Annotated in this window: 10 protein-coding genes; 7 read left to right on the top strand and 3 right to left on the bottom strand. The window is 59.4% G+C overall.

Going from position 1 to position 12,032, the window contains the following annotated elements; all coding sequences use genetic code 11:
* Positions 1–8: 8 nt before the first annotated feature.
* The 3 genes from CWM61_RS00540 (at position 9) to atzF (ending at position 6,209) form a co-directional block, all read left to right on the top strand.
* Positions 9–644, top strand: coding sequence for an urea amidolyase associated protein UAAP2 (locus tag CWM61_RS00540; protein ID WP_008804848.1), 636 nt, complete (start codon positions 9–11; stop codon positions 642–644).
* A 166-nt stretch (positions 645–810) separates the two neighbouring features.
* The gene (gene uca, locus CWM61_RS00535) at positions 811–4,416 is read left to right on the top strand and encodes an urea carboxylase (RefSeq protein WP_100630470.1); all 3,606 of its coding nucleotides are present in this window, start codon (positions 811–813) and stop codon (positions 4,414–4,416) included.
* Entirely contained in the window at positions 4,413–6,209 is a 1,797-nt protein-coding gene (gene atzF, locus CWM61_RS00530) for an allophanate hydrolase (protein WP_100630469.1), read from the top strand. The genes uca and atzF overlap by 4 nt, the downstream gene beginning before the upstream one ends.
* A gap of 42 nt (positions 6,210–6,251) precedes the next feature.
* Here atzF and CWM61_RS00525 read toward each other — a convergent pair whose 3' ends face one another.
* Together CWM61_RS00525 and CWM61_RS00520 are read right to left on the bottom strand one after the other, a co-directional pair.
* A complete protein-coding gene (locus CWM61_RS00525; RefSeq protein WP_100630467.1) occupies positions 6,252–6,890 on the bottom strand; it encodes a hypothetical protein in 639 nt (212 codons plus the stop codon).
* Between the two features lie 125 nt (positions 6,891–7,015).
* Positions 7,016–7,681 (bottom strand): SDR family NAD(P)-dependent oxidoreductase, encoded by a 666-nt coding sequence (locus tag CWM61_RS00520; RefSeq protein WP_074385830.1) that lies wholly within the window; start codon positions 7,679–7,681, stop codon positions 7,016–7,018.
* 104 nt (positions 7,682–7,785) lie between these two features.
* Between CWM61_RS00520 and CWM61_RS00515 the strand changes: the two genes are divergently transcribed.
* A complete protein-coding gene (locus CWM61_RS00515) occupies positions 7,786–8,706 on the top strand; it encodes a LysR family transcriptional regulator (protein WP_074385831.1) in 921 nt (306 codons plus the stop codon).
* Between the two features lie 35 nt (positions 8,707–8,741).
* Here CWM61_RS00515 and CWM61_RS00510 read toward each other — a convergent pair whose 3' ends face one another.
* A complete protein-coding gene (locus tag CWM61_RS00510; RefSeq protein WP_032730998.1) occupies positions 8,742–9,794 on the bottom strand; it encodes a LacI family DNA-binding transcriptional regulator in 1,053 nt (350 codons plus the stop codon).
* A gap of 217 nt (positions 9,795–10,011) precedes the next feature.
* Between CWM61_RS00510 and CWM61_RS00505 the strand changes: the two genes are divergently transcribed.
* The 3 genes from CWM61_RS00505 to CWM61_RS00495 are packed head-to-tail and all read left to right on the top strand — an operon-like array spanning position 10,012 to position 12,020.
* Positions 10,012–10,449, top strand: a complete 438-nt coding sequence (locus CWM61_RS00505; protein WP_032733050.1) for a PTS sugar transporter subunit IIA — start codon at positions 10,012–10,014, stop codon at positions 10,447–10,449.
* Between the two features lie 11 nt (positions 10,450–10,460).
* Entirely contained in the window at positions 10,461–10,727 is a 267-nt protein-coding gene (locus CWM61_RS00500; RefSeq protein WP_074385832.1) for a PTS sugar transporter subunit IIB, read from the top strand.
* A 30-nt stretch (positions 10,728–10,757) separates the two neighbouring features.
* Positions 10,758–12,020, top strand: coding sequence for a PTS ascorbate transporter subunit IIC (locus tag CWM61_RS00495; protein ID WP_012968204.1), 1,263 nt, complete (start codon positions 10,758–10,760; stop codon positions 12,018–12,020).
* Positions 12,021–12,032: the final 12 nt, after the last annotated feature.

Here is a 12,032-nt window from a genome sequence, read left to right as displayed (position 1 = left end):
AGGCGTTCATGACCGTTATCACCAGTAACCGACGCCCGGAAGAGGCCGTCTATCGCCATGTGATCCCGGCCGGGGAACCCTGGCTGTTTGAGGTTAAAAAAGGGCAAACCCTGCGCCTGCTCGATCTCGAAGGCAATCAGGCGATTGATACCCTGTTTTACAACGCCGACAACCCGCGCGAGCGCTACGATGCTCAGCGCACGCTGCGTCGCCAGGGGAACGCCTACCTGACCGCCGGCAGCGTGCTCTATTCCAACCTCGGCCATCCGCTGATGACCATCGTGGCCGATACCTGCGGGCGGCACGATACCCTCGGAGGCGCTTGCGCCCAGGAGAGCAACACCGTGCGCTACGCCCTCGACAAGCGCTATATGCACAGCTGCCGGGACAATTTTCTCTGCGCCTGTCTGCACGATGGCCGCCTGCATAAGCGCGATATCGGCGCCAACATTAACTTCTTTATGAACGTGCCGGTGACGCCGGAGGGCGGTCTGACCTTTGCGGATGGCATCTCGGCGGCGGGAAAATACGTTGAACTGCGCGCGGAGTGTAACGCCATGGTGCTGATCTCTAACTGTCCGCAGCTCAACAATCCCTGCAATGGCTGGAACCCGACCCCCGCCGAGGTGCTGGTATGGAACTGACCCGCTGGCAGCGCTGGCGTTTGCTGGCCTTTCGGCTGTTCGCCGTTCGCGCCGACCGCCTGAATCACACGCCGACGCGCCACGTTTAAGCGCCGGTTCCCCCGGGGACGACCTCAGGGAAAGACGAATTGTTGCGGGACGACCCGCTACGCTGTGAGTTCCGCTTATGTTTGATACCTTACTGATTGCCAACCGCGGGGCGATAGCCTGCCGCATTTTACGTACCCTGCGCGCCATGCAGGTGAAGGGGGTTGCCGTTTACGCCGAAGCCGACCTGAGCAGTCTGCACGTCCGTGAAGCGGATGAAGCGCTCAGCCTTGGCGAGGGCCCGGCAGCGCAAACTTATCTGGTGGTAGAGAAGATCATTGCCGCCGCGCTGCAGAGCGGCGCCCGCGCTATCCATCCCGGTTACGGCTTTCTGTCGGAAAACGCCGCCTTCGCCGAAGCCTGTGAGGCGGCGGGACTGGCGTTTGTAGGCCCGACCCCACAACAGCTGCGTACCTTTGGCCTGAAACATACCGCTCGCGCGCTGGCGAAAGCGGAGGGCGTGCCGCTGCTGGAAGGCAGTGAACTGCTGGCCGACAGCGAGGAAGCCTGCCGGGCGGCCGAGGCGGTGGGCTACCCGGTGATGCTCAAGAGTACGGCGGGTGGCGGGGGAATTGGCATGCGCGTCTGCCGCGACGCCCGCGAACTGAGCGAGGCATTTTCGACGGTGCAGCGGCTGGGGCAAAACAACTTCAGCGATGCCGGGGTGTTTCTCGAAAAATATATCGAACGCGCCCGTCACCTGGAGGTGCAGATCTTCGGCGACGGTGAGGGGGAGGTTATCGCCCTCGGCGTGCGCGACTGCTCGCTGCAGCGGCGTAACCAGAAAGTGATTGAAGAGACCCCGGCGCCGAATCTGCCGGAAGGGATGGCGCAGGCGCTGTGTAGCGCGGCCATTGCCCTCGGGAAAGCGGTGAACTACCGTAGCGCCGGGACGGTGGAGTTTGTCTACGACAGTGCGGCGCAGCGCTTCTATTTCCTCGAGGTCAATACCCGCCTGCAGGTGGAGCACGGCGTCACAGAGCAGGTGTGGGGCGTGGACCTGGTGCGCTGGATGATCGCCCTGGCGGCAGGGGATTTACCGCCGCTGAGCGAGCTGGCCGCCGGGCTACAGCCCCGGGGCCATGCTATTCAGGCGCGAATTTACGCCGAAGATCCTGGCCGCCAGTTTCAGCCTTCGCCTGGACTGTTAACCGACGTCTGGTTTCCGCCAGCGGACGGCGCCACGCTGCGCATCGACCGCTGGGTGGAAGCCGGATGTGAAGTGCCGCCGTTTTTCGACCCGCTGCTGGCGAAAGCTATCGTCTGGCGCCCCAGCCGCGATGAGGCAATCGCCGGCCTGGCGCAGGCCCTGGCGGAGACCCGCCTGTATGGCGTTGAAACCAACCGCTTATACCTGCAGCAGATCCTCGGCTTTGCGCCATTTACCGCCGGAGAACCCTGGACCCGCTGCCTGGAGCAGTTGCGCTACCGGGCCGATACCGTGGAGGTTCTGAGCGCCGGTACCCAGACCAGCGTCCAGGACTATCCGGGACGTCTGGGGTACTGGGCGGTGGGCGTACCGCCCTCGGGCCCGATGGATGACCGGGCGCTGCGCCTGGGCAACCGTCTGCTGGGCAATGCCGAGGGCGACGCCGCGCTGGAGATCACCCTTAGCGGACCCACCCTGAAATTTAATACCGCCGTACAGGCGGTGGTCTGCGGTGCGCCGCTGGCCGTGACGCTTGATGGCGCCGGGCAGGACATGGATCGCGTATTCACTATTCCGGCGGGGGCGACCCTCAGGCTGGGGGCGATAAGCGGACCAGGCGTCAGAAGCTATCTCTGCCTGCGCGGCGGTATTCAGGTGCCGGACTACCTGGGCAGTAAAAGCACCTTTACCCTCGGCCAGTTTGGCGGCCACGGCGGACGGGCGCTACGCGCTGGCGACGTGCTGCATCTTGCGCCTTTGGCTGAGGCAGGGGAAGGCGCGGCGCTTCCCGCAGGGCTGCGCACCGCGCTGACGGACGTCCGTACGCTGCGGGTAATTTATGGTCCCCACGGCGCGCCGGAGTTCTTTGCCCCGGCGTATATGGCGACCTTTTTTGCCACCGACTGGGAAGTGCATTTTAACTCCAGCCGCACCGGCGTGCGCCTGATCGGGCCCAAGCCGGTCTGGACCCGTGACAGCGGCGGCGAAGCCGGGCTGCATCCGTCGAATATTCATGACAACCCCTATGCCGTGGGGGCCGTGGATTTTACCGGCGATATGCCGGTGATCCTCGGGCCGGATGGCCCAAGCCTCGGAGGCTTCGTCTGCCCGGTCACGGTTATCGAAGCCGATCTCTGGCAACTGGGCCAGCTTAAGGCGGGGGATAAAGTGCGCTTTGTGGCGGTGGACGTCTCCACCGCCCGGCGGCTGGCGGCAGGTCGTCGCGCGGAGCTGGCGACCCTGCAGGCACAGGACGTTGCCTGGCAGCCTGTGCCGCTCACCTCGCCGGTGGTGATGACCTGCGGTGACGCCGACAAACGCCTGGTGGCGCGCCTCTCCGGCGATACCCATCTGCTGCTGGAGGCCGGTGAGGCGGAGCTGGATCTGGTGCTGCGCTTTCGCATCCATGCCCTGATGCAGGCCCTTGAAGGGCAAGCCCGGGAAGGGATCATCGATATCACGCCGGGGATCCGCTCGCTGCAGCTGCATTTCCAGCCGGAAACGCTGGCGCTGGAGACCCTGCTGGCGTGGGTCAGCGGGGAGTGGACCACGGTTTGCATGAGCGACGATCTGCAGGTTCCAACGCGGGTCGTGCATCTCCCGCTTTCCTGGGACGATCCGGCCTGCCGCAAGGCGATCGACAAATATATGACCACCGTCCGCCCGGACGCCCCGTGGTGTCCAGGCAACCTCGAGTTTATTCGCCGGATAAACGATCTGCCGGATGAGCAGGCCGTATGGAACACGGTGTTTGACGCCAGCTATCTGGTGATGGGCCTCGGCGATGTCTATCTCGGCGCGCCAGTGGCCACGCCTCTTGATCCGCGCCATCGGCTGGTCACCACCAAGTACAACCCGGCGCGAACCTGGACGGCGGAAAACTCGGTGGGCATCGGCGGGGCGTATCTGTGCGTCTACGGCATGGAAGGTCCGGGCGGCTATCAGTTTGTGGGCCGCACTCTGCAGATGTGGAATCGCTATCACGAGGTGGCCGATTTTGCCGGCAAGCCTTGGCTGCTGCGCTTTTTCGACCAGCTGCGTTTCTATCCGGTTTCGGCCGATGAACTGCTGGAGATTCGCCGCGATTTCCCGCTCGGTCGCTATCCGCTGCGCATCGAACACAGCACGCTGCGGCTGGCGGAATACCAGCAATTTCTCGCTCGCGAGGCGCAGAGCATTGACGCGTTTCGCGACCATCAGCAGCGGGCGTTTAACGCCGAACGCGATCGCTGGATCGCCAGCGGCCAGGCCCATTTCGACAGCCAGGAGAGCGCCGCAGAAGAAGCGGGCGATGCGCCGCTGCAGCCGGGCGAGCAGGGGGTGGAAAGCCCGGTATCCGGTAATCTGTGGCAGGTACAGACCGCGGTGGGCCGCCAGGTACGCGCCGGTGATGTGCTGGTGGTGCTTGAGTCGATGAAAATGGAGATCCCGCTGCTGGCGCCGTGCGATGGCAGGGTTCAGCAGGTCAATGTGCAGCCAGGCAGCGCGGTGCGTGCCGGGCAACGGGTGGCAGTGATTATTGAGGAGAAGGCATGATGCAGCAGACGTTTGATTTACGCTTGGCGACTCTGGCGGCGAACTATCGTAACGGCAACACCACCCCGCGGGCGCTGTTGGCGGCGATCCGCCAGCGGGCGGAAACGCTGAATCCCGAATTTAATCTGTTTATCCATCTCCTGAGCGAAGCGGAGCAGGCGCCGTTTCTCGCGGCGCTGGAAGGCCATTCGCCAGACACGCTTCCGCTGTACGGCGTGCCGTTCGCGATCAAAGACAATATTGACCTTGCGGAGATCGTCACGACCGCTGCCTGCCCGGCGTTTGCATACCGACCGACGCAAAGCGCGACCATTGTCGCGCAGCTGATTGCGCTGGGAGCGGTGCCGGTGGGCAAAACCAATCTCGATCAGTTTGCCACCGGCCTGAACGGAACCCGTTCGCCGTACGGACATTGCCGCAACGCGTATCACCCGGCTTACCCCTCCGGTGGCTCCAGCGCCGGCTCCGCGCTGACGGTAGCCCTGGGTGTCGCCAGCTTCGCGCTGGGGACCGACACCGCTGGCAGCGGTCGCGTTCCGGCCGGGCTGAATAACCTGGTGGGGCTGAAAGCGACGAAAGGGTTGATCTCCACCGCCGGGGTCGTCCCTGCCTGTCGCACGCTGGACTGTGTGACCTTTTTCAGCGCTACCGCCGACGAGGCCAGCCAGCTGCTGGCGCTGGTTGCCCGGACCGATCCGCAGGATAGCTACAGCCGCCGCAATCCTCAGTGGAACAGCCGGCAGGCCTTTGGCAGGCCGTCCGCCGGGTTTCGCTTTGGCGTCCCGCAGGCGCTGAACTTCCTCGGTTGCCGCGCCAGCGAAGCGTTGTTCACCCAGGCCGTGCAGCGGCTGACGGCGCTCGGCGGCGTGCCGGTAGCGATCGATTTCGCGCCATTTCTGGCCGCCGCCCGCCTGCTGTATGACGGACCGTGGGTTGCTGAACGCTATGCGGTGGCCGGACCGCTGATTGAGCAGCAGCCGGATGCCGTGCTGCCGGTGATTCGCGACGTGCTGGCGAAAGCGCCTGATATCGACGCGACGGCGACCTTTAAGGCGATGTATCAGCTGCAGGGGTATAAAGCGCAGTGCGATGCCATCCTTGATACGCTGGACTGCGTGCTGACGCCCACCTTTCCGCGCCCGGTGACGCTCGACGAGCTGGCGGCGGAGCCGATCGCCCGCAACGCCGATCTGGGCTACTACACCAACTTTATGAACCTGCTGGACTATGCGGCGGTGAGTGTGCCATGCGGGTTTATGCCTGACGGATTGCCCTCCGGCGTCACGCTGTTTGGCCGGGCCTTTACCGATCAGTATTTGCTGAGCCTGGCCGACGCCTTCCAGCGCGCGGAGCGGCTGCCGTTGGCTGGCGGCGCGCGGCTGGAAAGCCCGCCGCCTGCGCATCCCGCAGGCCATGACCGGATGGCCCTGGCGGTATGCGGTGCGCATCTGGCCGGTCTGCCATTAAACGGTCAATTGCTGACGCGGGGCGGCCGGTTGCTGCAGGCGACCCACAGCGCGCCACGCTATCGTTTGTACGCCCTCGCGGATGGCAAGCGCCCGGCGATGGTGCGTGACGAGCGCGACGGGGCCGCGATAGCGTTGGAAGTGTGGGAGATACCCAGCGCCGAGGTGGGGTCACTGCTGGCCGCTATTCCCGCGCCGCTGGGGCTGGGACAGGTTGAGCTGGCCGATGGCCGCTGGGTGACGGGTTTTATCTGCGAAGCCGCCGGGCTGGGGGATGCCACGGAGATCACCGCCTGGGGCGGCTGGCGTCAGTGGCTGGCCAGGTAAACGGAACACCCTCTGCGGGATCGCCGCAGAGGGAACCCTCGCTTATAGCGGGCTGTTCTCATCGAGCAGGGTGACGCTCCAGACGCGGGCGTGCGTGTCATCGATGCGATAGTAGCTTTTTACGCTCGCCGTGCCGCCGATGGCGTAGCCCACCAGAGCGACAATGTTGAGCTGGTGCCCTTGCTTATCGGTAAACGCATAATACTCATCCAGCACATAACCGCTGGCGCTGGTCGCTGATTCCAGACGATCGTCTCTGGCTTTCAGGTCCGGGGTATAGTCGGCGATGGTTTTCCCCACAAAGTTTTTGGCGACGTCCTGCTTTTCGTCATCGCTGACGATAAACGCCGCGCTGGCAGGAAAGTGCTGAACCACGTCAGCCAGGGTTGGTTTCGGCGCGGCAGTGGGGAATAACGTGTGATCGATGGTGTAGGCCTGTAGCCAGCAGGAGAATAACGCCGCTTCCGCCGCGCGGCCATCCGGGTCGGAAAGTCCGGGCAGCGCATCGACGGTCTCTCCCGCTTTACGCAGCGCAATGAAATCGGCACAGGAAGAGACCCGTGCCTGATTCTGGTCGCTCAGCACCAGCGTCAGGGGAGACTGGTTAATCTCAAGCTCGCCCGCCGCCAGCACCGGCGTGCTCAACAATAACGTCACCGCCATACCGATAAAATATTTCATCACATAGCCTCCATGAATATCGTCGTATCCTGATCCGAGGTGACAGGGAAAGCAAGCGATGGATGACGTTTTTTCCCACACGTCCGGGCGATGGCTCCCGGACGCCAGGCGACGGCCGGGGAAGGTTACTGATGGTGTGGGGCGGGATAAAACGCTTCCGCTGTCCATTGCGCGGATGGCTGGCGGTATTGCTGCCAGAACAGATCGGCAATGTCCCGGGCTTCGGCGGAGCCCGGCGTGACGTAGGCCCCCACCGTCACGATGGAAAGATGAATATTCTGCGCTTTCAATACCGGGAAAAGGCCATGCGTCAGGTTAAGCAGCCCGGCTTTGCCGACGCTCAACGTCAGATACTCCGGGTGGGGCTGAGTGGCAAACATGCCGCCAGTCAGCAGGATCGCGCCTTCTCCACGCGCGGCCATCCGCGGAGAGACCGCTTTGATGGCGGCATATACCGCGCCAATATTGGTGGTGAGATCCTCGATGAAACCTGCCACCGACTGGGTCTCCAGATTACCGTCATGCATGGCCGCGGCGTTGAAATGCAGCACATCCACGCCGCCGGTTTCCACCTCTACCTCGCGAATGAGTTCCACGATACTGGTGATATCGCTGGCGTCCGCCACGCGGCCTTCCGCGGCAAATCCTGCCGCTCTCAGCTGGTCGGCCTGTGCCGCCACATTGCTTTTATTGCGAGAGGACAGCACCACCCGGAATCCCTCACCGGCAAACCGTGAGGCGGTCGCCATTCCCATACCAGGACCGGACCCAATACTCAAAAACGTTTTCATAGGCTTCTCTCACTGTAAGTTGAAGAGCCGCTATGTTAATAGCCGAAAAGATCGCTGATAATCAGCCTTATTTGCAAATGATTAATGTGTAGGGTGCAGGAATCATGTTCGATGATTTTGATGAGCTGATGGCGTTTGTCTGTGTGGCTGAGGCAGGGAGTTTTATCGGGGCCAGCCTCAGGCTGGAGCGGGATGCATCGGTGATTTCCCGCCGGGTCAGCCACCTTGAGAAAAAACTGGGCGTCCGGTTGCTGGTGCGTACCACCCGCAGCGTAACGCTGACTGAAGCCGGAACCTGGTTTTTGCAGCGCGCCCGCACGGCGCTGGATGAGCTCAGCGCCGCCAGCCGGGAAGTCGGGGACTTTGCTGCCACCCCGCAGGGAACGTTGCGGGTCTCGCTGCCGGTGACCTTTGGCCGGGAGCTGATTGCCCCGATGTTTCCTGATTTCCTGCAGGCGTATCCGGATATTCGCCTTGATGCCCATTTTCTCGATCGACGGGTCGATATTGTCGCGGAGGGGTTTGATGCGGTGATCCGCCTGGGAAACGTGCGGGACAGTACTTTAACCGGGCGCGAGCTGGGGGCATTTCGCAGCCAGCTGATTGCTTCGCCGGCCTATCTGCAACGCTACGGTGAACCGACTCATCCTGAGCAACTGGCGGCCCATCGGTGTCTTGGCTTTACCAGCCATCCGGACTGGCCCTACTGGATCCTCGAGAATGGTCGGGAGCATATCCAGGTGACGCCAGCCGGCCCCCTCACCACCAATATCAGTGAAGCGCTGCTGACGGCGGTCATTCGCGCAACCGGGATCGCACTGCTGCCGGGGTGGATGGTTAATCAGGCCCTGCAGCGCGGGGAACTGGTCCGCGTGCTGCCCGACTGGCGCAGCGCGGCGCGGGTCAGCGTTTATGCCCTGATGCCGCCCGGCACGCTGGTTCCCGCCAAGACCCGGGTATTTATCGACGCGGTATGCCAGCAGCTGGCGTCATCCCCGCTGTGGCAGGACGAGTTGAAGCGATAAACGGGGGGGCCGATAGAGCAAGCCACGGATGGCGGTTATACCGCGGTACTGGCCCGGACTTTGAGTACTGACGGAATTTCAATAAACTTTTCACAAGGCTTATCGTTGAGCAGGTCGAGAAGCGCTTTCCCGGCCTTCACCCCAATGTCATGCCAGGGAAATTCAACGGTTGTCAGGGCAGGGGAACAGACTGTCGATAATACCCCGCCGCCTAAACTCGCAATGGCTACGGTATTGGGCACTTTGATCCCGGCGCTGTGGCAGGCCATCATGCATCCACACGCCATTTCATCCGATGTGCAAATTAGCGCATCCAGATCGCCCCAGGTGATCATCATATCCTTGAAAATATTCACCCCTGTGGCAATGGTGGAAGGCAAATGAGTGGTCACTACCCGATGCGGAGAACGGTTAAGGGCCAGCATCGCCGTATTCCAGCCGCTCAGGAGCTGGCGAAACATTGTATTGTTGGCCGGGGTACACAGTAACGCGATATTTTTTAATGAGGCGTCCGCCAGGTGGGTCACGATCTGTTTCACAGCCTTACCGTAATCCACACCGATGCACATGCCAACAGACTGCGTATTTAACGCGCCAATTTCCAGGATAGGCACATCTACGTTGGCCAGCAGCTGGGTACAGCTCTCAATGGTGTCGATATTAAACTGAATAATCGCTGCCGGGTTATAGGCGAGCATTTTTTCAAACGTTTTTTGTTCGCTTTGTCCGTCATGACCGGATTCCATAAACATCATGGTATAGCCGCGTTCAGTCAGGATCTTTTGTAACGCCTCCGACACCGGCAAAAAACCTGGTGAAGAGAAGGTGGGGACGACGGCCAGAATGAGATCGGAATGGACCGACGCCAGATTACGCGCCTGGAGATTGGGGACATAGCCGAGTTGGCTTACTGCCGCATCAATACGGTCGCGAAGGTCAGGGTTGACTTTTTCAGGCATTCTCAGCGCACGCGAGACGGTCATGGCGCTCACGCCGACAAACTCAGCCACTTCGGTCAGGGTTATCTTCCCAGTTCCCTTACGACGTTTTTCTTTCGGGCTATTGTCTGCGTCTAGACTCTTCACCAGGATCACCAACCGTTTGAAAAATAAAAAGTAACAAAAGTAAATCGTTGATACACATTATAACTTACCACAGCGAGGGGGAAAGCACATTATAACCAGTGTTAGCGGTAACGCATTTTTTAACATTTTTGCTTGTTAGCGCTAACTTTGGGAGGTGTATCACAGTTGCATTTTATTTAGCTGTTTATAGTTCAGCACATGGGACCCCTCGGGAGTGCATATGATTAGAGACTGGTTAACCCCGGATAAAATTAATGTCATTAACTCAATAGATAACTGGAAAAATGCCGTTCGACTCTCAGCAGAACCTTTGCTGGCGCAGGGGTATATGGCAGAGCACTATATTGAGGCGATTTTGAAAAGCCATGAAGAACTTGGGCCTTATTATCTATTAGCCCCGGGATTAGCAATGCCCCATGCCCGCCCTGAACAAGGTGCATTGAGGAATGGATTATCGCTCCTTCATATTAAAGAGGGCATATCATTTGGCTCAACGGAGAACGACCCGGTATACGTGGTTATTATGTTATGCGCTCGTTCCGGGAATGAACATATCACGATGATCGGTGAACTGGCAGAACTCTTTAGCGATCAGCAAAAGCTAGAACGATTGTTAAAAGCCGATGATATTAAGGCAATTCAGGCTGTTATTGACTGAAGGAAAAGAGAATGAAAAAAGTACTCATCGTCTGCGGCAATGGTTTAGGCAGCAGCTTTATCGTTGAAATGAATGTCAAAAAAATCCTTGCCGAAATGAATAAAGAGGCTGAAGTCGCGCATACCGACCTGACGTCAGCGAAAAGCGAAACGGCGGACCTTATTCTGAGCGCCAACGATATTGCCGAACATTTAGTTGATCATTCCGCAAAGGTTGTTGGATTAAGTAATTTACTCGACAACAATAAAATCAAAGAGATTTTAGCAGAACACATTTAAGCAACGGCTTTCTGAACCGTGGAGTTTAATATGCTTCATTTCCTTATTTATGATGTGTTAGGGACACCAGCGATTCTGGTTGGATTGTTTTCTCTGATCGGTCTGCTGTTGCAAAAAAAAGGAATTTCAGATGTTATTTCAGGAACACTGAAAACCATCATGGGCTTTGTTATTTTAACGGCAGGCGCCGGTATCATTGCCTATACATTAACCATTTTTAGCCAGCTGTTTGAACATTCATTTCATATTCAGGGGGTCGTCCCTAACACCGACGCGATGGCCGCGCTGGCGCAGAAGAATTATGGCACGGAAACCGCCACAATCATGGTGTTGGGCATGTTGATCAATATCGCCCTGGCGCGTCTGACGCCATTAAAGTACATCTTTTTAACGGGCCACCATACGCTCTATATGGCAGCGATGCTGGCGGTGATCTTGTCAGTCGGGGGCTTGTCGGGTGGTTGGGTGGTGGCCATCGGGGCGGTGATTCTCGGCGCGATGATGGTGATCTCTCCGGCGATCTTGCAGCCGTTTACCCGTAAAATTACCAATACCGACGATCTGGCTCTCGGCCATTTTGGCTCTATTGGTTATCTGCTTTCCGCGCTGGTGGGCAAAGTCGTCGGGAAAGGTAGCCCCTCGATTGAAGAAATTAAAGTGCCTAAGTCACTCAATTTTCTTCGCGACTCGTCGGTGGCCATCTCTCTCACCATGATGATTCTGTTCCTTGTGCTGGTGGTCGTCGCGGGCAAAACCTTTGTCGAGGAGACACTGAGTGCCGGTCAGAATTTTATTATCTTCGCCATTATTCAGTCCCTCACTTTTGCTGCGGGGGTTTATATCATCCTCGCCGGTGTGCGGATGGTGATTGCCGAGATTGTGCCAGCGTTTAAAGGTATTGCAGACAAATTAGTGAAAGATGCGAAGCCGGCGCTCGACTGCCCTACGGTGTTTCCCTTTGCTCCCAATGCCGTCATCGTCGGGTTTCTCGCAAGCTTTGTCGCGGGCCTGGTCAGCATGTTTCTCTGCCCGCTTTTCGGATTGAGCGTCATCGTTCCAGGGCTGGTTCCTCATTTCTTCTGCGGGGCAACGGCTGGCGTTTACGGCAACATCACTGGCGGACGTCGCGGGGCAGTGGTGGGGGCATTTGCCCACGGCCTGCTCATTTCGTTCCTGCCGGCCATCCTTTTGCCAATGATGGGAGACATGGGCCTGGGTTCTACAACCTTTGGCGATGCAGACTTTGGCGTTGTCGGCATCGTTCTGGGGCATATTATCGCAATGTTTAACTAACTATTTATTATC

The organism is Klebsiella sp. K-Nf6 (assembly GCF_002806655.1).
Classification (GTDB): Bacteria; Pseudomonadota; Gammaproteobacteria; order Enterobacterales; family Enterobacteriaceae; genus Klebsiella; species Klebsiella variicola.
This window is presented reverse-complemented; position numbering and strand designations above follow the sequence as displayed.